Here is a 21,605-nt window from a genome sequence, read left to right as displayed (position 1 = left end):
CTAATTAAGCAAAAAATAGAAGTCAAAAAGAGTTTTGCTACCAAAACCCATCTGCTAAGATAAAAAAAGGACTCACTTTCGTGAATCCTTTTAATACTCATCTGCAATAATTAAGCACGCTCAACCTTTTTGGATCTGAGACAGCTTGTGCAAACGTTCATTCTCTTAGTACCGCCGTTAACCTTAACTGCAACCTTATGTACGTTAGCATTCCAGATTCTATTGCTCTTTCTATGGGAATGGCTTACGTTGTTACCGAAATGAACGCTCTTGCCGCATACTTCACACTTAGCCACTTTGACACCTCCTTATAAGCCATATTTTAATCAAATGCATCAAGCGAATAAATAACTACATAAATATATTCGCAACATCACACATGATATCAGAAATGGTAAGCAAATGCAAGCAAAAAATAATTATTTAATTAATAATCTTTTATTTAAGCCTTCATATAAGTATCAAATTGGCGAAGAAGAATATTATATTCTTCATTGATCATATCGCAGAGCTTATGATCACCGCATAGATTATCCGGATGATATATCTTCATAAGATCACGATATCTCTTCTTTAGAGCAAGAAGCGAATTGACACCCTGGAAGAAAAATTCCGCTCTGCTATACTCATCCTCTCTCAGGTACCCCTTCTCCTGTTCGAGTTTCTTCCATTCCCGCTCCAGCTTCTTCTTGTCTGCATTGAGCTTATCAAATCCGTCCTTAAGGATCTCTATCTGCTGATCAAATAGAGCCTGATCATCCTTGAATTTTTGCTTGTCATGCTCAAACTGACTTCTTTCAGACTGAAATTTTGCGCGGAATCTTTCCATTTTTGCTTCAATTTCAGCAACTTTTGAGTCGACAGCCTTCTGCTCTGCTTCAAGTCTCTGACTTTCTTTATAAATCCAGAGTCTCATCTCAAAGAGCTCTTCCTCGGTTGCTTTGTCGATTCTTTCTTCACTAATAAACTTTTCCATACGGACCCCCCCTAAAACCGTAAAACTACTCCAGGTTCTCTTCTTCAGGAAAGGCAATATCAACCGCGCTGTCATCATCCATCATGTCATTGCCGCGATTCATGAAGCGGTCAGCTATATCGGGAACAAGATCAAGGACCTTGGTTACCGCATCCTGGTTCTTTATATTAACAAGCTTTGTCTGACCATTTTTTATAACAAGAACCGCGCTTGGAGACATTTTTGCCGCAAAACCGCCGGCCCCTGAATTCTTCTTGTCTGCATTACTTGCACCCGCACCCACTCCGAAGGATACATCCACGAGAGGGACAATTATTGTATCGCCGACCTTAGTGGCTTCACCTACTACGGTCTTGGCTCCCATAATTGTATTCATGCCATTCATTAGAGAATCTACAACGGAATTAAAATTTGAATCTCCCATAAAAAACTCTCCCCAATTAAGAATTTATAATTCGTTTAAATCTTCTATATGTCTTTTTTACATCCTTATTAAAATAAAGAATTGCAGCAGCCCAGACGATTCTGAATACTGTTATCCTTCCTTTAATATGGATATCACCCTTCAATATCTGTCTCTCAAAATCCGGCACAACATATACTTTGTTAACAAGCAGCGGATAAAGCACACCATATGCCGAAAGGATATCAGCTGTGACTGTCGGATCCTCAAGTCCGATAAGAACTTCCGCCTTAAAGCGTTTCGGAATAATCATCTTCAGGACTTTGATAAGCTGCTTTTTTGTGACTTCGAAAGCACGCTTGAAAATATCGTTGGATAACGTATTTTTGACCATGTTTATCTTATCACATATTCTAGATGTTGTATATTGGATTTTTAAAAATACATCTTGTGGTACTTTTACTATTTTTATTACAGTATCCAATATTTTTTTCAGAAAATTCAGGAATTCTTTATCCTCATTATCAAAATCATCCGCATCAAAATCATCCGTTTTTGAATTTTCATTATTACTATCCTGATCATCAAAATCCTTTTCGGAATTACCTAAGGATTGTTCTTCGGCAGATGAATCGTCGGATGCTTCTTCTTTCGTCTCCTCGTTAATTAATTCGGTATCTTCAAAACCACTTTCTTTTTCCGTCGCCAATGAGTCGTCATTGTCTGCATTCTCTTCAGATAATTTCTTTTTCGGCGGAAATACCGTGAAACATAACACCTTTACCTTGAACTCCAAATCATCGGGATAGGATATCCCTCCTCTCACTAGATGCAGGAGCCAGCTGAATCTTACATCGGCAGAGACATTTTCTTTTAACTTATCTTTTTCAGTCTGAAGATCAGTTTCTTTAACAGAAGCATCCACTTTGTATCTGATGGGTACAAAAAGAACAAGGAGTAAAATCAGAAGCAATACTCCAAGTATTATAAGCAAAACTATTCCTATTATTTTAAGAATAGTAAGAAAAAGTGACATCAGTTATTCCCCAAAAGGCTGATAAGATAGCCTTTTATATCTCCTTCCATACCCTTTTTTGAAGCTTCTTCGGAAATCTTTACAACAATATCCAAAGCTTCATTATAGCTTCCTGCGATTCCATATATAAATTCAGGATGTCTCAAATAATACTTCTGTTTAAGGAAAGCACAATGCTTTATTTCAAGCTGCCCTGTCGGAATATCAGATGCGGTAATAACATATATGAAAAGCTGTCCTGCACCATGCTTTAGCTTCCACTTTACAAGGCGAGCATCCTTAATCGAATCGCCTATATACAATTTTGAGAAAAAATTACAACATCCCCTTAATCTCAAAAAAGCCTCCCAACAATCAAAAATAACATTTTACTTTTCGTTAAAATAGCAATCAAACAATCTTTTTGCGATAGGTACAGCAAATTCTCCGCCCGATCCTGCATTTTCAACAATTATAGTGACCGCAATCTCAGGATCCTCATAAGGTGCAAAGCCGGTGAACCATGCATGCGAATCTGATGTAGAATCTTTAAATTCCGCAGAGCCTGTCTTACCCGCAGCATTATATGAAAGACCTTTTAGTTTTGATGCGGTACCTTTTTCCACAACTCCAAGCATCATTTCCTTTAAAAAATCCGATTCTTCTTCAGAAACAAGTGTTTTATAGGCTTTGGGTGAAAAGGTTTCAATCTTTTTTCCATCGGCACTGACAACACTATCGATGAGATATGGTTTCATCAGGGTACCGTTATTGGCAATGGCTGCTGTAATCAGATTCATATGAAGCGGAGTGACAAGAGTTTTACCCTGACCTATGCCAAGCTGCATAGTATCGGCATCTCCCAGGTCGTTATCGCATACTGCAGAAGATACAGAGTAATTCATATCCCAGGGAAGTTCGTTATTAAACATAAGCTTATCTAAGGTTTTCCCGAAAGCATCTCTGTTCAGCTGCAAAGAAATATTAGCAAAAGACGAATTACATGATTTGGCAAATGACAAGGGAAAATCAAGGCTTCCATGATTCTCTCCATGAAAACATCTGATAACATCATCACCTGAAGCAAATTTGCCATTACAGTTAAATTTATAATTTTTATAATCTTCGCCAATTTCGCGATAGTATTCTAAAGAGGTAACAATCTTAAAAGTTGATCCCGGAGGATAGAGCCCCTGTGTTGCCCTGTTAAGTAACTGGGTGTTACTTTTATCATTTGTAATAGAATCCCAGTCTTTTAGGATGGTTGCAGGATCAAAATCCGGTTTGGAAACAAGAGCAAGTACCTTGCCTGTTTTTACTTCTGTGACTATTATTGCACCATCTCTTGCAGAAAGAGCTTCATAGGCAGTCTGTTGCAAATCAACATCAAGAGTTGTGTATACATTATCTCCGGGAAATTTTTTGTCATTTTCCTTAGCTTCTGCTTTACTTTTTAGTGCTGCATTGGAATTGATAAGGTAATAGTTGGCAAGATCTTCTATTCCGCTCCTTCCATTTACGGAAAAGCCCACAACATGAGAAAAAGTTTTACCAAAAGGATACTCTCTCGTTTCATTTCCCTCTTCATCGGTTGATGTAATTGCGAGTGCCTGACCGTCAGCAGAGTAGATTATGCCTCTGGTATTTTGCTTTTTCAGAAGCTGCTGATGCGCATTATAACTGTTATCCATCATCTCCCTGTGATTGGTAATAGCATAAATTGATATATAGGAAATCATGGATATAAAAAGGATCACTGTAAAAACACCGATTATAATTATGGGATAAGATTTATTTTTTTCCTGCATTTATCTTCTCCCTTTTTCTTTTCAAATATTCCTGATATCTCTCATCGCTTCTTACAAGACATTCCCCCTCAATTAGAGAAAACATAATGATTGTAACCATTACTGAGGTACCGCCATAGCTTACGAGAGGAAGCGTTACTCCTGTAAGCGGAATGAATTTGGAATCTCCGCCAACAGTAAGAAATACCTGAAAAATATATGTTATTCCAAGACCTGTACATAATAGTCTGCCGAAGGAATTTTTTATTTTATATGCTTCCAGAAGTATCATGACAAAAGTTGACACACAAATCGCAAGAAGGCATGATGCAAAAATAATTCCCATTTCCTCGGCAATTGCGGCAAACATAAAATCCTCTTCAACATAAGGAATAGAGGAAGGAGTTCCTCCGTAAAGGCCAAGCCCCCATAGTCCGCCGCCGCTTATCGCAAAAAGAGACTGAGTTATCTGATATCCGGTTGAATCTATAGTGGTCCACGGATCACTCCAGGCCTGCACTCTTTGCTGAACATGCGGAAAAAGCTTGTATGCCAGAACACTTGCAACAGATCCTGCAAGAATTCCTGATATCAAATAGAAATAACTGTCGGTAGCTACAAAAAGTACACATAAATACACAACAAAAAAAATCAGTGCACTGCCAAGATCCTTAAGCAGAACAAGTATGATGACATGAACAGCGGCCAGCGCTGAAGTTATTGCAACAGTCTTAAAATCCTTATTTAAAGATAGTACGGAAGCTATAAAAAAGACGTAAATAATCTTTACGAGCTCTTGCGGCTGGAATGATAAGCCGGCAATTCTAAAGCTTATTCTGGAGCCGTTAACAACAGAACCATAAATTAAAATAATCCCCAGAATTAAAATTCCGATTGCGGCAAAGACATAGCCTCTTCTTTCCAAAAACTCCAATCTGAACAACAACTCCGGTATGACAAAGGCAAGTACCAATGATGCACTTGAGATAATGAATTGTCGTATCCCTTTCCCATAAGATATTCGCGTAATCATTATCATCCCGACCATAAGCATCATGCACATGTTGTTGATAATCAGCCTGTTTCCGTCGGGATAAACCATATGAAACATCGATATTGTGCTTGCAAGCACAAGCGCCTGTATCATCAGAAGAAAGAAATAACGTTTACTTCCGGTCTGTGCAATAATCTGAATAAAGCATGCAAACTGGGTAGCAAATAGGGATATGATCTGGAGTAAGTAAATCCAGCTTCTTCTCTTTTCACCTCTGTACATGAAAACAAGGAAGCTGAAAAACGTATATGCTCCCATGCTTCCTGCAATCACATATTTAGATATTTCTGTCAGGTATAATTCCATAAGCTGTCTGATTTTCCATTAATCCGCACTGCGTTCAAAGTGGCCTGTAGTGTAGTCGTTTGCGGATAGTATTTTTTCATATTTGTTTTTGTCCGATTCTGCAGCGAAAAACAGTCCATTATATGCATAAAGCACATCTCTTACTTCTTCCGGTTTTTCGGTTGTAAAATCAAGGCGATAAGAAACATAATATTTGGAAGCAATGCTCTTTAATTTATGTATTTTCTTAAAGAGTGAAACAGGAACACTGTTCCAAATAATATTATAACAGTGAAAGCAATCACATGTAACAGGTAGTATTCTTCCGGTTCTGTCAATTAACTTGTCATTTTCATAGTTGATAGCTTTTCCTCTGTCACCGGTACAACCTTTTAGCGTATTTTTAATGCAATTGGCAGTTAGCATCATGGGAACTCTTCCGTAAATCATAGTCCCTACGCTGATTTTTTGATCAGCGTCAATGGATATCGTTTTTTCTTCACACAAACAAGACAAAAGGTCTTCCGCTTCATGATGATTAAGCTCCAGTGGAAGATTAAATCCAGCGAACGATAAGTCCTTAAGGATTTCACAATATGAAGAAAGAGCTTCATGATTCCAGATATAGAGTCCGTAATCAGTTATTATTTCTTTCTTGAACTTGTATTCTTTAATAATACTCAGTTGTTCAAGGTTTCTGACAAGCACGCCGTCATAATCTTTGCTTTCGGCAATATCAAGAAGGCTTTTTATCTCCTTCCTGCAATCAATGAAGTTTTCATCTCTTGTAATGTAAGGAAGACTAATATAATTTCTACATTTAGGTGATAAATGCAATTCATCGTTTAAAAGGACAATTCTGCTATCTATATAGATTGCATTAACGTTTTCAGATTCTTCCGAATATCTCACAGCTTCTTCTAATTGCGCTTTTGTTAATACAGAGATCAAAAATCCTTCATTTTTCTTCGGCGTCAAAGATCCTGATTTATCCGACTTAGATTCTTTCTTCTGATATTCATTTGAATACCCTCTGAATTTGCATATTTCATCTTCAAGCAAACATACGGCATTTCTTCGCAGCTCATTTAAAGCCTTGTTTGGTATAAAGATATTATCTGTGTCTATTTCTATTTTTTTATCAACAAGTTCGAAATGAGTATTTCCAAACTTTGAGAGCTGTTTTTCTATATCGGTTGCAGACATAGGTCTTTTTTGAGCTGTCTGCACAATTTCTCCAATGGCTGTTATAGATAAATTTTCATCTATTTCTGCGCATTTTTCCAGGCATAAACTAAGTTCAGCCTCTTTCCCGGCCATTAGTTTACATTTTAGAAAAACCGGTAGTTTCTTCTCTCCGGTAAGATATTTATTTCGTATATCACCAAGAACAGCATCATCAGAGCCGTTGTAGGCAGGACTGTCAAGCGTAACCATATCGGCTCCGTTATGTTTAAAGTAATATCCTTCCCCTGTCTCTGAACGAAGATATAAAGAAGCAAGGATTCTTTTATCCTCGGAGGTAGCCTTTATCCGAATTTTACCGGGTTCAAAAAGCTTGGCAGAACTTTTCTGCTCATAATAATTATCTATAAGCTTCCTGTAAATTGAAGTAACACCAGCAGCATATTCGGGCTTTTTCATTCTTCCTTCTATCTTGAATGAATCGATGCCGGCTTCTATAAGCTCGGGAATACGATCAAACATGCACATGTCTTTAAGACTGAGTGCATAACATTCAGTATTCTTAGAAGTCCTGTAAGGAAGTCTGCAGGGCTGTGCGCAACGTCCTCTGTTACCGCTCCTCTCTCCAACCATGCTGGAGAACAGGCATGCTCCGGAGTAACAGTAACACATTGCACCATGTATAAAAGCTTCAATTTCTATGCTATGTCCGTCAGGAAATTTGCAATTATCATGTATTTGTCTGATTTCATCAAGGGAAAGCTCTCTCGCGGGTACTACTCTTGAAGCTCCAAGTTCCATAAGAAGCGATGCTCCGGCATTGCCCGTAATTGTCATCTGCGTACTGACATGCAATTCTACCCAGGGGAAAGTCTCCCTTATAATCCGGAATATACCAAGATCCTGAATTATTGCACCATCGAGGCCGGCATAAGCAAATTGTGCAAAAAAATCTATAAAAGCAGGAATTTCTTTTTCCTTTAGAAGAGTATTTACAGTGAGGTAAATCTTTTTTCCAATCAAGTGGGCATAGCGAATAGCCTTAATCACTTCTTCATCTGTGAAATTGTCTGCAAAAGCTCTTGCGCCAAAGCCCTGACCACCAAGATATACAGCATCAGCACCAGCGTTAAAGGCACCAATCATGGTCTCATAATTGCCGGCGGGAGCAAGCAATTCTACTTTATCCATAGATAAACCTTTCCTTAAGATGAAAAAGGCTGCCAATCGGCAGCCTCATATTACTTTTTCAGAGTTTTAAGCTCTGTCTCCATCTGGATGATCTTTCTTGAATCCTCTGAAATGTCAGACTGAAGATTCTTAACATTTTTCTCTGTATTTTCAAGCTTTATTTGAGTAGCAATCAGCTCATGTTTAATATCGTAAAGTTCTTTTTCCTTATCACTGAGTTGACCTTCAAGCATTTCTACCTGTTTCTTTGCTTTGAAATAGTCATCTGCGATATTGAGCTGAAGCAGAACATTCTGTGTATCCACGGGCTGTCTCTTAAAGCCGTCCATCTTGTTGTAATCAGCTATCTTATTGTTGATATAAGAAGCAACCTTCTGCAGATATTCTTCACTCTCGTATCCGCTAAGTGTAAAGACCTTACCGCCTATAATTACCTCTGTATCTGTCTTAGAAGCCATAGTTTTCCTCCCCACCTTAAAACTAAATATGTATTAAATTATATAACTTAGAAGTAAGGATTAGCAATAATATTAGATGTTATTTAATAATAAATATACCACAACATCATGTATTTGTCATCCCTGCGAGCCCAAGATGTGCATATGCAAGGTCTGTAACAACTCTTCCTCTCGGGGTTCTGTTTATAAGACCGTTTTTCAAAAGATAAGGCTCGTATACATCCTCAATAGTACCGGGGTCCTCTCCTATTGAAGCCGCCAGTGTATCAAGACCGGCAGGACCTCCGCCAAATTTTTCTATAAGTGTAAGAAGAAGTGTCCTATCGTTATGGTCAAGCCCCAGTTTATCTACATCCATCAGATCCAGAGCAGTCTTTGCAACTTCTTCTGTGATCACACCATCATATCGAACCTGGGCATAGTCACGTACTCTCTTCAGAATTCTATTGGCGATTCTAGGTGTACCGCGACTTCTTCTTGCCATTTCACGTGCACCGTCTTCCATGGTTTCAACCCCAAGGACCTTTGCCGACTGCATGATTATCTGCATTAGCTCAGGTGTCTCATAGAATTCCATTTTATAGAGCATTCCAAATCTGTCGCGAAGCGGAGCTGTAAGCATACCTGCTCTTGTAGTGGCTCCTATAAGAGTAAAATGAGGAAGATCTAGTCTTATAGACCTTGCAGTCGGTCCTTTTCCGATCATAATATCTATTTTGAAATCTTCCATTGCAGGATAAAGAACCTCTTCCACCTGCCTGTTTAGTCGGTGAATCTCATCGATGAAAAGAACATCACCCTCTTTGAGATTATTAAGGATTGCAGCAATTTCACCGGGCTTCTCAATAGCCGGACCACTGGTTACCTTGCAATGAACACCCATTTCATTTGCAATAATCTCGGCAAGAGTCGTTTTACCAAGTCCGGGAGGTCCATAGAGAAGAATGTGATCAAGACTCTGATTTCTCTTTTTGGCAGCCTCAATAGATACAACAAGATTTTCCTTAATTTTTGACTGACCAATATAATCCGCAAGCCTCTTTGGTCGAAGAGACCCCTCTATTTTTTTATCTTCATCAATTACCTCTGCATTAACGGCACCGTTTCCACGCTCTGCAGAGGTTCTTATTGTTCTTTTTTCCATACCTTTTTATATCCTCTTAAATAAGCTCTTTTAATGCAAGCTTAAGAATGCCCTCAGTATCTTCTGCAGCTGCACCGCCATCTCCAATGACTTTCCTTACAGCACGAGAAGCTTCAGACAGACCATAGCCAAGACTTACAAGTGCTTCAACTGCTTCATTCGAAGGTTCATCAGTTCCGGGAACAGATATATTCTCACCGTTTCCACCGGCTTTTCCAGATAGAATATCATCATCGGAAATTTTATCCTTTAGTTCGAGGACAAGTCGTTCCGCTGTTTTTTTACCAACTCCGGGAGCCTTGCTTATTGCTTTGGAATCACCTGAAACAATTGCAAATCTCAGATCATCCGGTGTCATTACGGATAAAATTGCCTGCCCTCCTTTGGGGCCAATGCCGCTAACACTAATAAGAAGCTTGAAAAATTCAAGCTCATCTCTTGTAAGAAATCCGTACAAATTCATGGCATCCTCACGAACACTCATATATGTATAAAGTTTTATCGGTTCTCCCTTAGAAGGAAGTCTGTCTGCAGTATAAGCAGAGATATTGACATTATAGCCAATACCTCCGACATCTATAATTGCCTGCAGATCTCTTTTTTCATCCAGTATTCCGTTAACAAAAGCAATCATTATCAAAGAGCTCCAATTTAATTATTTTTTTGGGAAATATTTATTTTTTTGAAAAATCCCCGGATCTTCTCTTTCCGTCATTTTCACAATCGGAAGAGATAATCTCTGTCTCGTAGGAGACATTTATTTTTGAAGAAAAATCAAGTTTTTGCCAGGACGTAATTAATCTTCCTATAACGCTATCTATATATTGTTCATCGATATCAGGCAAAAACAGAAAAAACTCATTTATACCGTTTTGCATCATAACGTCACTCTTTCTGAGTGAATTAGATAAAAATGTACCGAATTTCTTCATGCATTCTGTAAATTCGACTTTGGTCATATCTGATGAAACGGGCGTTGCATTAAAGAGTACTTTATATGCAGTGCCGTTATAGCTTCTGATATATAGCAGCATATATCTGTAGATGTGGCTGAATGCATCCTGGCCTATCCACAATGCACTGTTATAAGTTTCGTTTTCCTTGAGCAAATTACTGATTCTTTCTATCTCGTCTTTGGAAGCAACATCATATTCAATAACCTGTTCCATGGAATCCGAGAAAATATTGTAGCCATGCTTACCATGTTGTTTAACCTGATAAAGCGCGGTATCAGCCTTTCTGAACAGAAGGTCATAGTCTCTTCCATCATTCGGTATAAAAGATACACCTATGGATACACCGGTATTAAACGGCAGCGTATCTCCTACCAACTCATGCATTTTGACTGCAAGCTGCTGATTTATTCTATCGTTTAAAGAGCTGATACCATTCTCTCCCTTAAAGTTTTTTAGGAAGATGACAAATTCGTCGCCGCCTATTCTGCCGATGATATCCTGCTCACGAGTATTAGTCTTAATAATATCGGAAAAAGCTTTAAGGACAAGGTCTCCTTTATCATGTCCGTAAAGATCGTTAACCTTCTTGAAATTATCAATATCAAGAATCATTAACGCTCCATCTGTGTCCTTGCACACTGATAATAATTTTTCATTTACGGCAGATTTATTTAAAAATCCGGTAAGGCCGTCTATTGTAGCATCATTAATAAGTTCCTTAATTTTTGAAGTGTTTTCAAGAACATTGGAAATTCTTTTTAGCAGTACCTCTTCATTAAGAGGTTTGTGAATATAATCGACCGCACCAAGCTGGAGGGCTCTGTTCTCTGAGTTTTTATCTTCGTCGGCAGTTAAGAAAATCACGGGAGTTTCCTCTTCGTCCCTGTCCTTTTCCTGTTCGCGAAGTTTCTCATAGGTCTCAAAGCCATCCATTTCAGGCATAAGAATGTCCAGAAGAATCAGATCAGGTTTATTGTTCTTTAAATGAGAAAGAAGCTTTTTTCCTGATTTGATCGCAGTGACACGTATATTATTCTGGCTAAGAATATTACCTGCTGCGAGCAGATTGGTCATGTCATCATCGACCACAAAAACCCAACCGGCCATTTTCAACTCCTCCGAAAAAAGTACCATTAAATAATTGAACTAATTTCATCTTCAATTTTATCATACCATTCAATGATTTTTTCTGTTTTTTCATCAATTATCGATAAATTATTATCTTTTCCTGCAAATTCCAGTTCTTTGGCGAGTTCGCTGAATTCATCAGCTCCAAGAAGTTTAGTTGAACTCTTAAGCGCATGCAGCTCAATTATATAATTCTTAATATCTTTTTTCTCATAGAGTTCTTTTATTCTCTTCTTTTTTACATCTGCAGTTCGTATAAACATCTGAAGAATGGTGATATAGGCATCCTCAGAACCACATAATGAAATAGCCTCATCGATATTCAGATATGAAAGCTTTCTGAGCTTTTTCATATTATCGGAAGCATTGTCCTGATCGGCTTTTGATTCAAATATAGATTGTCCCGGTATAAACTCAATAATATCATCGTCTTCAATAATCTCATCAGATGACGGTATTTTTTCAGGTTCAGCCTCTTTTTCAGAAATAACTTCTTCATAAGACATTTTGAAATCTGGAAGATATTTACCAAGCATTTTTTCAAGAGCTGCCGGGTCGACGGGTTTTGACAGATAATCATGAAAACCTGCTGCAATATATTCTTCTCTTGCTCCGACAACAGCATTGGCAGTAAGTGCAATAACTGTGGTATCTTTCCGTAATAAATTCTCTTTCTTTAATTCTTGTAAAGTCTCAATACCATCCATTTCTGGCATCATATGATCGAGAAGGATAATATCATAATGCTTTTTTCTGACCTCACTTATACACTGGGCTCCTGATGTTGCAAAGTCGGGAGAAATCTTATTTCTTTTAAGGAGACCTTTTATAACCGCAAGGTTCATTTCGTTATCATCAACAACAAGGATATCAGCATGCTCAGCAACAAGATACTTCTCGGTAGTATCCTGCTCATCGGTAACAACAGTGGAAATATCGAAATCTCCGAGATAACCCCAATCGGTTACCTTCTGATTGAGGTCAAATGAAAATTCCGAACCTTCGCCGTATACGCTCTTAACCTCAAGATGACTGCCCATCATTTTAAGAAGACTTGTAACAATAGCAATGCCAAGCCCCGTGCCCTCAATATTTCGGTTTCTCTTTTCATCAAGTCTCTGGAAAAGAGCATTCAGTTTATCAAGATCAACATCCTTAATACCTATACCGGTATCAGTAACCTTTACTTTCAGAATAGTGTGCTCTTTATCGTAATTTTCCGCAGAAACAGACAGGGTAACAGAACCCTTCTCCGTATATTTTACGGCATTGGTAAGAATGTTCAGGATAATCTGCTTTATTCTGACGTCATCACCATACATCCCTCTCGGTATATCCGGATCAATCTCAAGCTTAAGTTCAATATCTTTATTTTTAAATCTGGGACTTATCATGTTTATGACATCATTTAAAAGTGTCCTTGTTTCATAATTAACACAGATAATCTCGAGTTTTCCTTCCTCGATCTTTGAAAAATCAAGAATACTGTTAATTAAACTAAGAAGTGTCTTAGAAGCGCTTCTTATCTTGCTTGCATAACCCTTTATCTCTGATCCCGGATTTTCTCGGAGGATCATTTCGTTCATTCCGATAATGGCATTGATAGGAGTTCGAATTTCATGTGACATCATTGCAAGGAAGTCACTCTTTGCTTTTCCTGCTGCAATCGCACTGTCAGCGGCCTCCTGCAACTGGCTGTTCATCTCCTCCTGCCACGTAAACAGTCCTCCAAGCAGCCTGTACACAGCTATCACACATATAAGTGATGACAAGAATGCAATTGTACCGTATAGTATGGTCCTTCCGTAAATGCTAAGGAAATAGAACACAATATAAACCTTAAAGCCGGAATACTCATTCTCAACTGCAAGTAAAACTTTAAGATCATTATCATAATCCTTAAATATCATTATACTTTCGCCGTTTGTCTGGGCTTTTGCATAAGGCAGCTTTGCAATATTAGTAGTTTTTCCTTCCCGCATTTGATAAGATCCGTTCGGATGATTGATAATCATGCCTCTTGTATCGGTAAGGAATGCATAGTTTTTGTCATCATAGGATTTTCCGAGGATATCTATAAGCTTATCCATGTAAAAATCTATACCAAATACCCCTAGGAATTTTCCTGTTTTGTTGTCATATACAGCCCTTGAAATTGTTACACAGTAATATCCTGTTTTGGCATCTATATAAGGACTTGAAATACATGTCTCTTGATCAGAATTAATACTATCCATGTACCACTGTCTGTCTTCAACCTTAAAATTGCTGTCGGGCTTCCAACCGTTATTCATATATACCGTAGGAGTGAATTCTTTATTAGCAATATAAGTTGCTGATATCTGCTCGTATTGCGCGGTTATTCTTTCAAGATAATCTACAGTATTATCATAATTATTAAGGATATCGGGCTTTGTTGATATATCTACACAGAACATATCAAGAATACTCTCTTGTGTAACAACCCATTCCGAAACCTGGTTGTTATATTGACCAACCATTTCACGCATGCGTGCCTTACACCATCTTGAGGTCATCCAGCTGATTGAAAGGACACTGATTAACATTGTAAGAGCCATCAGTGATATTATGAGATTTCTGAACCTGCTGCTGACTTTTGTGTATCGTTTTACACTTTGAGTATTACGTTTCTGTTTTTCTTCTTTTACAAAATTGGAATAACTGATGATTTGCTGAATGCTTTCGGAAAGCTGCTTTGTTGCATCCTGAATAGCCTCAAATCTGGCTTCATAATTTTTATCTTCATCAAAAGCCTTTGAGGTTGAATTGTTAATGATTGTATTTAACGGCGATTTTAAGTCGCCTGAAACAGCCCTAAGGAATTTATCTTTTGATTCAAGTGCATCCTGAGCTTTTTGCTCATTTTTCTTACTTACATAGTAAAGGACAAAAATAATTACAAAAAGAATAGCATTAAGAATAATCGCAGCTAAAAGCCACAAATAAGAGTCATGATATAATTCCCAGTCATTGATACATACTATAAGATACCACCCAAAATCAGTACCGGTGGCAAAAAGATTATCGTTAAAAAGCCCGTTTTTTATCCTCGAAGAAACTGTATTATCCGACGTTTTTGCATGATCAAAAACCCCGGCAAGTTCAGGATATGTATCCTGGAGCTTAAAACCTACATCGTCCTTATTGCTGCAACCTGCAATAACACCATCTCCTGAAACCATTACTGCGGTATTATTGTTTGCAATCGCAATCTGTTCGATTTCTTTCTGGATTTTATTTAAAGAACAATCTATGGCAATTACGGTTCCATCTTCCAAAGTCTCTTTTGAAACCGTATAACAAATTTGGCCTGTTACAACATCAACATAGGGATCGCTTACATAAACCTTTTTATCATTGTTAACGGCACCCAGATACCAAATTCTGTCATTGGCATTGTAACCATCTGTTTCATCAAGATCCGGAATAATTTCATAGTCTTTTCCCGCAATGTATACATTAAAATCAACGCCGTCAGAATCTTTGAAAATCGCATCTTTTTTTGTATAAATGTAGGTTTCCAAAGCATCTTTATCATTTAATATAGGCAAAACTTCAATGGCTATTTCTGATGCATGATTTTTTGCGGTATTTATACCTTTATCAAGCTCTGCAACAATACTCTCCAGCTGATAAGCACCGGAATTTCTTGTTTCTTCAGCTGTCATATTAAATACAAGAAAAGTATTTATCAGGGTAACGAATATCAGAGCTATTAATACAATTATAATTATTCCGGCTGTACTTTTACTTTTCCTCACCGAAAAACCCTCATAAGTTAACCTAAAAATTAATAGATTACATCATAATTACACAAATAAATTATAAGTGTTTTTAGGTAAGCACATTATAAAGTTTTCTTAAAACGTTCATAAAATCTTGCTGTATTTAAGCATATAACCGGCTATTAAACCATTTAAAAAGCCGCACAGAGCACCTGAGATCAAAAGAAGCGGTAAATAGTAGATTATTCCGGAGGTTTTAACCACAAATGCAGCAATAAGAAGCTGACCAATGTTATGCGCAACACCGCCGCAAATACTTACTCCTCTCACATCGAAAATATCTGTCTTCTTAACAACACACATGACAATAAAGCTAATCACAGCTCCTGCAATAGAAAAAAGTATGCCAAACATATTTCCGAACAAGAAACCAGTAAGCACAATCCTTAACAGGTTTACAACTGCCCCTTCCTTATTCCCATAACTGTAGATCAAATATACGATTGCCATATTTGGAAGTCCAAGCTTCATCCCGGGAACACCTCCGAAAAACGGAATTAAACTCTCTATATATGATAAAATCATCGCGTAGGCCAAAAGAAGCCCAAGCAGTGCAAGCTTTTTTGTTTTCATAACAATCCTTCAGGCATTTAATCAGATTATTTCGACATACTGTCGAGTTCACCCTTTTCTTCACTACCCTTTATAGTAACAACAACTCTGTGCGGCAGACATATTATCGACTCCCCGATCTTTGAAATTCCCCCCTGCTTAATACACAGTTTATCAGGGCAATCAGCCTCATTTACATAACAAACTCCATCCTTGACAACAACCTTATTTTTACCACCATCAAACCCGATAACTTCCAACTCATTATCAACATCAAGGGCCAATTCCTTTACCACTTCCCCATCAACCGAAACCACCACAAGCTCGCCATTCCTCGAATTAACCCTATTAAACAACATAATCAAAAGCGCAAATCCAATCACACCGCCTAATAACACATAACTTTTTACTTTCTTATTATTTTCATTCATAATCATTGCCCAACTTATAATGTAATTAACAAAAAACGCCCTATCTCCTCAAGGAAACAGGGACATAAAATAATTATATAGAAAGTTTACATAATAGAAAAGGCCGAACGCTGCAGATTGATTGGATAAGGCGGATATATGTGATACTTATATATTCGTCGAATCTAACCAATAGGCAGTGTTCGACCTTATTTATTATTTTATAACATGAACCCAGCCTTCAGGAGCTTCGATTTCGCCCATCTGGATTCCGGTGAGAGTATCGTAGAGCTTCTGGATAACGGGACCCATCTTCTCCATGCCGGACTCGAAGCAAATCTCATTGCCATGATCGTTGATCTTACCTACGGGACTGATTACCGCAGCGGTTCCGCAAAGCCCCATCTCCTTGAAGTTGTGTACCTCGTCAAGACGTACAGGACGCTCATCTACTGTAAGTCCAAGATAATCCTTAGCTACCTGAACAATTGATCTTCTTGTGATTGAAGGAAGAATTGAATCGGTAAAGGACTTTGGAACAACAAGATTACCGTTTTCATCTACAAACAGGATATTTGCTCCACCTGTCTCTTCAATGTAAGTTCTGTTCTGAGCATCAAGATAAACGTTCTCAGCGAAGCCTTCATCATGAGCGGTTACAATTGCATGAAGACTCATCGCATAGTTGAGACCTGCCTTGATGTTACCTGTGCCATGCGGTGCGGCTCTGTCAAAATCACTGATTTTTACTACGATTGGCTTAGCGCCACCCTTGAAGTAAGGACCTACTGGTGTAACAAAAATTCTGAACTGATACTCATCAGCAGGCTTAACACCTATTACATTGCCTGTTGCAAACATTACAGGTCTGATATAGAGAGTAGCTCCGCTTCCGAAAGGAGGAACCCAATCTTCGTTAGCCTTAACAACTTCCTCGACAGCTTTTATGAATCTGTCCTCAGGAAATGCAGGCATTTCAAGTCTTTGAGCTGAATCAACCATTCTCTTTGCGTTGAGATCCGGTCTGAAACAAACGATATGACCATCCTCTGTTGTATAAGCCTTAAGTCCCTCGAATACCTCCTGTGCATAATGAAGCACTCCGGCATCCTCACTCAGAACAATCTTAGAATCTGTTGTAATGGCGCCGTCATCCCATTTACCATCTTTAAAATTTGACACATAGCGGTAATCCGTTACGTGATAATTAAATCCAATACTTGACCAGTCTAAATTCTTTTTCCCCATAATAACTATGCTCCTTTGATATTTTATAGATCAGTTCAGGGATGAAAATATCTCTAAGCCGATTAGTTTTAACGCTTTAACGCGCCAATGTTTAAAGAATATTATAGTTACATAAAATCAAGTGTCAAGGCGCAAATTTAAGCATTAATAATTTAAGGTATACATTACAAAATTAATGTTTCATTAATTTTGCTCAATCTTTCTCATCATCTTTCTCTGAATCATCAGAAATACTGAGAGGTGACGGCGGAGTAGGTACAACATTTTCTATGTTTTTCTTTGCTTTCTTGTAAAACTTGAATATTCTCCTCCAGGTTGATGCCTCATTATGAACATAATATTTTGTATTATCAGCATCTTCGAGAGTCACAATACCTTCATCGTCCATATAAGCGGTATCTATATATGTTGAAGTGTCTCTCGGCAATTTCTTTTCCCGAAGTCTCTTTAATGTAATATGACTGAAAAGTGCATAAATACATGCAAAAACAGGAACACCTATAAGCCATCCTATAGGCCCCCATATGCCGCCAAAAAACATAATGGCAAAAATAACCCAAAAGCTCGATAAGCCTGTTGAATTGCCAAGAATTAAAGGCCCGATGATATTACCGTCTATCTGCTGAAGCACAACAATTGTTATAAGGAATGCCAATGCCTTTATTGGATTGATCATGATAAGCAGGATAAGTCCAAAGCCTCCGCCTATATACGGGCCAAAGAAGGGAATCAGGTTAGTAAGTCCCACACAGAAAGCAAGAACTATCGGATATGGAACCTTTAATAACTTGATAACGATAAAGCAAATTATTCCGACAATAAGCGAATCTACAATTTTACCCATGATGAATCCGGTAAAGGTATGATGCGCATATCTAAAGGCGCCAATAACTTCATTTGCAAACTCTTTTTTTAGATATGCATAGCAAAGCTTTTTGCCCTGTCCGATAAATACTTCTTTGGAATTAAGCACATAAACAGCAACGACAATTCCTACAATCAGATACAAAAAGATCTGAACTATGTTCATCATACTTTTGGATATTGTAGAAATCATTGTAGAAAGATTAGGGACAAAGTTATCTCTGAAAAGCTTTGTCAGATTGGTGGAGTATTCCTGCAAAAGTGAATCCACCACTCTCCTGACGGAAGGATTATCATTGAGATATTTATCCATAAATCTTTGAAAATTTGAAGCATAGAAAGGGAAATTGCGAATAATGTCCCTTATGCTTCTAATAAGTTGAGGAATAAGAACCATCAGCATTGCATAAAGAATTAAAAAGAAGAACGCCATCGTTATTGTAACGCTGATTTTTCTTACTTTCTTTTTTCTTTTAAAATACTGAGGTTTTTTGAGATCAATCCCCTTAAGATTATAAAGCGGATAAATCCATCTGTGTTCAATGGTATTTAGAATAGGCGTAAGAATATAGCCTATAACACATCCTAAGATAATTGGCGTGAGAATGGAAAGAAGCCGGTTTATGCTTTTAGTGAGTGCCTTCCCGTTAAAAAGTACATAGTAGATCAGCATAATGATCAGTGCACAAATAACTACGCATGCCATTATACTAAGCTGTTTCTTCCCCGGTTTCCATTTCATAAGGTCCATCCCCCAACGATAAACTTAAAACGTCATTTTAATAATATATTATAGATTTTCAAGCTTATATACAAGACTGTCCATAAAGTCTGCATCATATTCTTCTATCTTACCTGCGTCACATTTTGTGGCAAATTCAGGATCAAGCGGAATTCTTGCAAGAACGTCAAGTCCGTTTGCTGCAGCGTAAGAATCAATCTTACTTTCGCCAAATACATAAATAGGCTTATTGCAGTGAGGGCAATTCATATAGCTCATATTTTCAATAAGGCCGATGACAGGTACATTCATCATTTTAGCCATATTTACAGCCTTCTCAACTATCATGGAAACAAGTTCCTGAGGAGTTGAGACAACAAGTATTCCATCGATGGGAAGTGACTGGAAAACAGTGAGCGGAACATCACCGGTTCCGGGCGGCATATCTACAAACATGTAGTCCACATCTCCCCAGCAGGCTTCACCCCAGAACTGTTTAACAACACCTGCTATAACAGGGCCTCTCCAGATAACGGGATCTGTATCATTTTCCATCAAAAGATTGATTGATACCATTTTTATTCCGTTTTCGGATTCAGACGGAATCATATTGCCATCATCATCTGCGTATCTGATCTGTGAAGCGCCAAACATTTTGGGAATCGAGGGACCTGTAATATCAGCATCAAGAATTGCTGTTTTATATCCTTTCTTATTCATGGCACAAGCAGAAAGTCCGGTAACAAGGCTTTTTCCAACACCGCCCTTACCACTTACTACTCCGATTACTTTTTTTACAGTTGAACCTTTTGCAAGGTCTACGCGAAAGCTCTGCTCACTCTCCTTTTTAAAATCCGCAGGAGTCTTCTTTTTCTTTTCTTCTGACATTACTAAAACCTCAAATCTATATATTTTTTATCTAATTATTTTAACATCCGTAAGATTAACCTTATCTTCTTTATCACCAAGATATTCACTTATTATGTATCTTGGCCTATTTTTTGTCTCAAGATAAATCTTACCAACATATTCTCCTATCACACCAAGTGAAATCATTGTGAGACCGCCGATAGCCCAAATTGATAAAACAGTTGTGGTCCACCCCGGTATCGTATTTCCTGAAAAATGTCGCACAAGAGAATAAATAAGTATAATTATACTTACAGAAAATATTAATACGCCTAGACCGGATATAATCCTTATTGGCTTAACACTAAGTGATGTTATCCCCTCGAATGCAAATGAAAGCATCTTCATCAGCGGATATTTACTTTCTCCCGCAAATCTCTCAGATCTCTCATAATAGACAATATCCGTCTTAAGTCCGACCATAGGTACAATTCCGCGAAGGAACAGATTTACCTCAGTGAATTCGGAAAGCATCTCCAGCGCAGTACTGCTCATAAGTCTGAAATCAGCATGATTATAAACGATATCAGCACCCAAATTATTCATGAGCTTGTAATAGCTTTGGGCTGTACCCCTTTTAAAAGCTGTATCAGTCTGTCTGCTGCTTCTTACGCCAAAAACAATCTCAGCTCCCTGCTTATATTTTTCAATCATCTCATCAATGGCACCAATATCATCCTGAAGATCGGCATCCATTGAAATTGAAATATCGCAGACATTTCTGACCGTCATAAGGCCGGCAAGAAGTGCATTCTGATGGCCTCTGTTTCTTGAAAGCTTTACCCCCTGGAAAAGTTCATTTTTTTTATGTAATTCATCTATAATTTTCCAGGTATTATCTTTTGAACCGTCATCAACAAAAACCACTCTGCTATTAGCTGATATGGTTTTACTTTCTATAAGACTGTTCAGTTTTTCCTCAAGCCTCCTGGAGGTTTCCGGTAATACCTCCTGCTCATTGTAGCAGGGGATTACCATGAATAATCTGATATCATTTTGCATTGATATAATTTACCAGTCCTTCGCTGTCGATTATTTTTTGCATAAAAGGAGGGAATGCCTGTCCCTGATAGGTCTTACCTGTTGTCTCGTCGGTAATTACACCCGTATCAAAATTGATACTTACGATATCGCCGGCTTCGATTTCATCGGCTGCCTCTTTGCATTCAACAATGGGAAGACCGATATTGATGCTGTTTCTATAAAAAATCCTGGCAAAGGTTTCTGCTATAACACAGGAAACACCGGCAGCCTTTATTGCAATGGGTGCATGCTCTCTTGAAGAGCCGCAACCAAAGTTCTTATTGGCAACAATGATGTCGCCTTTTTTTACATTCTGAATAAATGTCTTATCAATATCTTCCATACAATGAGCAGCAAGCTCTGCATGGTCGGTAGTATTTAGATATCTTGCAGGGATGATTACATCCGTATCAACATTATCCCCGAACTTAAATACGTTTCCTCTTGCTTCTTTCATAGTCATTTTCCTTTCAAAGTCTGATTATGCCCC

The 21,605-nt window shown here is 38.0% G+C and carries 20 protein-coding genes; all 20 read right to left on the bottom strand.

Annotation, left to right across the window (positions count from 1 at the left end):
• Window positions 1-110: 110 nt before the first annotated feature.
• Window positions 111-296 (bottom strand): 50S ribosomal protein L28, encoded by a 186-nt coding sequence (rpmB, locus tag BMW61_RS00930; protein WP_022759940.1) that lies wholly within the window; start codon window positions 294-296, stop codon window positions 111-113.
• 146 nt (window positions 297-442) lie between these two features.
• Complete coding sequence (locus BMW61_RS00925; protein ID WP_091819434.1) at window positions 443-976, bottom strand: hypothetical protein; 534 nt, start codon at window positions 974-976, stop codon at window positions 443-445.
• A gap of 25 nt (window positions 977-1,001) precedes the next feature.
• A complete protein-coding gene (locus tag BMW61_RS00920) occupies window positions 1,002-1,400 on the bottom strand; it encodes a GerW family sporulation protein (RefSeq protein ID WP_026497523.1) in 399 nt (132 codons plus the stop codon).
• A 16-nt stretch (window positions 1,401-1,416) separates the two neighbouring features.
• Window positions 1,417-2,415 (bottom strand): DUF2953 domain-containing protein, encoded by a 999-nt coding sequence (locus BMW61_RS00915; RefSeq protein WP_091819433.1) that lies wholly within the window; start codon window positions 2,413-2,415, stop codon window positions 1,417-1,419.
• Window positions 2,415-2,753, bottom strand: coding sequence for a hypothetical protein (locus BMW61_RS00910; RefSeq protein ID WP_022759936.1), 339 nt, complete (start codon window positions 2,751-2,753; stop codon window positions 2,415-2,417). Before BMW61_RS00910 ends, BMW61_RS00915 begins: the two co-directional genes overlap by 1 nt.
• 30 nt (window positions 2,754-2,783) lie before the next feature.
• On the bottom strand, window positions 2,784-4,202 hold the full coding sequence (locus BMW61_RS00905) for a peptidoglycan D,D-transpeptidase FtsI family protein (RefSeq protein WP_091819432.1): 1,419 nt from the start codon (window positions 4,200-4,202) through the stop codon (window positions 2,784-2,786).
• Window positions 4,186-5,541 carry an FtsW/RodA/SpoVE family cell cycle protein gene (locus tag BMW61_RS00900; protein WP_022759934.1) on the bottom strand — a complete coding sequence of 452 codons (1,356 nt, stop codon included), beginning with the start codon at window positions 5,539-5,541 and terminating at the stop codon, window positions 4,186-4,188. The genes BMW61_RS00905 and BMW61_RS00900 overlap by 17 nt, the downstream gene beginning before the upstream one ends.
• Window positions 5,542-5,559: 18 nt before the next feature.
• Window positions 5,560-7,896 carry a peptidase U32 family protein gene (locus BMW61_RS00895; protein WP_091819431.1) on the bottom strand — a complete coding sequence of 779 codons (2,337 nt, stop codon included), beginning with the start codon at window positions 7,894-7,896 and terminating at the stop codon, window positions 5,560-5,562.
• Between the two features lie 50 nt (window positions 7,897-7,946).
• Complete coding sequence (gene zapA, locus BMW61_RS00890; protein WP_022759932.1) at window positions 7,947-8,354, bottom strand: cell division protein ZapA; 408 nt, start codon at window positions 8,352-8,354, stop codon at window positions 7,947-7,949.
• 106 nt (window positions 8,355-8,460) lie between these two features.
• Window positions 8,461-9,498, bottom strand: coding sequence for a Holliday junction branch migration DNA helicase RuvB (gene ruvB, locus BMW61_RS00885; protein WP_044958392.1), 1,038 nt, complete (start codon window positions 9,496-9,498; stop codon window positions 8,461-8,463).
• A 16-nt stretch (window positions 9,499-9,514) separates the two neighbouring features.
• Window positions 9,515-10,132 carry a Holliday junction branch migration protein RuvA gene (gene ruvA / locus BMW61_RS00880; protein WP_091819430.1) on the bottom strand — a complete coding sequence of 206 codons (618 nt, stop codon included), beginning with the start codon at window positions 10,130-10,132 and terminating at the stop codon, window positions 9,515-9,517.
• 40 nt (window positions 10,133-10,172) lie between these two features.
• Entirely contained in the window at window positions 10,173-11,561 is a 1,389-nt protein-coding gene (locus BMW61_RS00875; protein ID WP_175475061.1) for a GGDEF domain-containing response regulator, read from the bottom strand.
• 26 nt (window positions 11,562-11,587) lie between these two features.
• Window positions 11,588-15,364, bottom strand: coding sequence for a response regulator (locus BMW61_RS00870; protein WP_091819428.1), 3,777 nt, complete (start codon window positions 15,362-15,364; stop codon window positions 11,588-11,590).
• Window positions 15,365-15,472: 108 nt separating this feature from the next.
• Entirely contained in the window at window positions 15,473-15,961 is a 489-nt protein-coding gene (locus BMW61_RS00865; RefSeq protein WP_022759927.1) for a Gx transporter family protein, read from the bottom strand.
• A 26-nt stretch (window positions 15,962-15,987) separates the two neighbouring features.
• Complete coding sequence (locus BMW61_RS00860; RefSeq protein WP_175475060.1) at window positions 15,988-16,371, bottom strand: NusG domain II-containing protein; 384 nt, start codon at window positions 16,369-16,371, stop codon at window positions 15,988-15,990.
• A gap of 195 nt (window positions 16,372-16,566) precedes the next feature.
• Window positions 16,567-17,598 carry a branched-chain amino acid aminotransferase gene (locus BMW61_RS00855; RefSeq protein ID WP_022759925.1) on the bottom strand — a complete coding sequence of 344 codons (1,032 nt, stop codon included), beginning with the start codon at window positions 17,596-17,598 and terminating at the stop codon, window positions 16,567-16,569.
• A gap of 193 nt (window positions 17,599-17,791) precedes the next feature.
• Window positions 17,792-19,204 (bottom strand): AI-2E family transporter, encoded by a 1,413-nt coding sequence (locus tag BMW61_RS00850; protein ID WP_175475059.1) that lies wholly within the window; start codon window positions 19,202-19,204, stop codon window positions 17,792-17,794.
• 48 nt (window positions 19,205-19,252) lie between these two features.
• Complete coding sequence (locus tag BMW61_RS00845) at window positions 19,253-20,071, bottom strand: Mrp/NBP35 family ATP-binding protein (RefSeq protein ID WP_022759923.1); 819 nt, start codon at window positions 20,069-20,071, stop codon at window positions 19,253-19,255.
• Between the two features lie 27 nt (window positions 20,072-20,098).
• On the bottom strand, window positions 20,099-21,094 hold the full coding sequence (locus BMW61_RS00840; protein WP_022759922.1) for a glycosyltransferase family 2 protein: 996 nt from the start codon (window positions 21,092-21,094) through the stop codon (window positions 20,099-20,101).
• Entirely contained in the window at window positions 21,084-21,572 is a 489-nt protein-coding gene (gene leuD, locus BMW61_RS00835) for a 3-isopropylmalate dehydratase small subunit (RefSeq protein WP_022759921.1), read from the bottom strand. The genes BMW61_RS00840 and leuD overlap by 11 nt, the downstream gene beginning before the upstream one ends.
• Between the last annotated feature and the right edge of the window lie 33 nt (window positions 21,573-21,605).

Origin of the sequence: Butyrivibrio sp. ob235, from assembly GCF_900109475.1 — a bacterium.
Classification (GTDB): Bacteria; Bacillota; Clostridia; order Lachnospirales; family Lachnospiraceae; genus Butyrivibrio.
The sequence above is the reverse complement of the archived record's forward strand: the minus strand, read 5'-3'. Positions and strand labels throughout refer to the sequence as shown.

Bases quoted from the DNA above. Each gene is read 5' to 3' on its own strand.
- BMW61_RS00925 (WP_091819434.1), bottom strand. From the start codon at position 976: ATGGAAAAGTTTATTAGTGAAGAAAGAATCGACAAAGCAACCGAGGAA.
- BMW61_RS00920 (WP_026497523.1), bottom strand. From the start codon at position 1,400: ATGGGAGATTCAAATTTTAATTCCGTTGTAGATTCTCTAATGAATGGC.
- BMW61_RS00915 (WP_091819433.1), bottom strand. From the start codon at position 2,415: ATGTCACTTTTTCTTACTATTCTTAAAATAATAGGAATAGTTTTGCTT.
- BMW61_RS00905 (WP_091819432.1), bottom strand. From the start codon at position 4,202: ATGCAGGAAAAAAATAAATCTTATCCCATAATTATAATCGGTGTTTTT.
- BMW61_RS00900 (WP_022759934.1), bottom strand. From the start codon at position 5,541: ATGGAATTATACCTGACAGAAATATCTAAATATGTGATTGCAGGAAGC.
- BMW61_RS00895 (WP_091819431.1), bottom strand. From the start codon at position 7,896: ATGGATAAAGTAGAATTGCTTGCTCCCGCCGGCAATTATGAGACCATG.
- zapA (WP_022759932.1), bottom strand. From the start codon at position 8,354: ATGGCTTCTAAGACAGATACAGAGGTAATTATAGGCGGTAAGGTCTTT.
- ruvB (WP_044958392.1), bottom strand. From the start codon at position 9,498: ATGGAAAAAAGAACAATAAGAACCTCTGCAGAGCGTGGAAACGGTGCC.
- ruvA (WP_091819430.1), bottom strand. From the start codon at position 10,132: ATGATTGCTTTTGTTAACGGAATACTGGATGAAAAAAGAGATCTGCAG.
- BMW61_RS00875 (WP_175475061.1), bottom strand. From the start codon at position 11,561: ATGGCCGGTTGGGTTTTTGTGGTCGATGATGACATGACCAATCTGCTC.
- BMW61_RS00865 (WP_022759927.1), bottom strand. From the start codon at position 15,961: ATGAAAACAAAAAAGCTTGCACTGCTTGGGCTTCTTTTGGCCTACGCG.
- BMW61_RS00860 (WP_175475060.1), bottom strand. From the start codon at position 16,371: ATGAATGAAAATAATAAGAAAGTAAAAAGTTATGTGTTATTAGGCGGT.
- BMW61_RS00855 (WP_022759925.1), bottom strand. From the start codon at position 17,598: ATGGGGAAAAAGAATTTAGACTGGTCAAGTATTGGATTTAATTATCAC.
- BMW61_RS00850 (WP_175475059.1), bottom strand. From the start codon at position 19,204: ATGAAATGGAAACCGGGGAAGAAACAGCTTAGTATAATGGCATGCGTA.
- BMW61_RS00845 (WP_022759923.1), bottom strand. From the start codon at position 20,071: ATGTCAGAAGAAAAGAAAAAGAAGACTCCTGCGGATTTTAAAAAGGAG.
- BMW61_RS00840 (WP_022759922.1), bottom strand. From the start codon at position 21,094: ATGCAAAATGATATCAGATTATTCATGGTAATCCCCTGCTACAATGAG.
- leuD (WP_022759921.1), bottom strand. From the start codon at position 21,572: ATGAAAGAAGCAAGAGGAAACGTATTTAAGTTCGGGGATAATGTTGAT.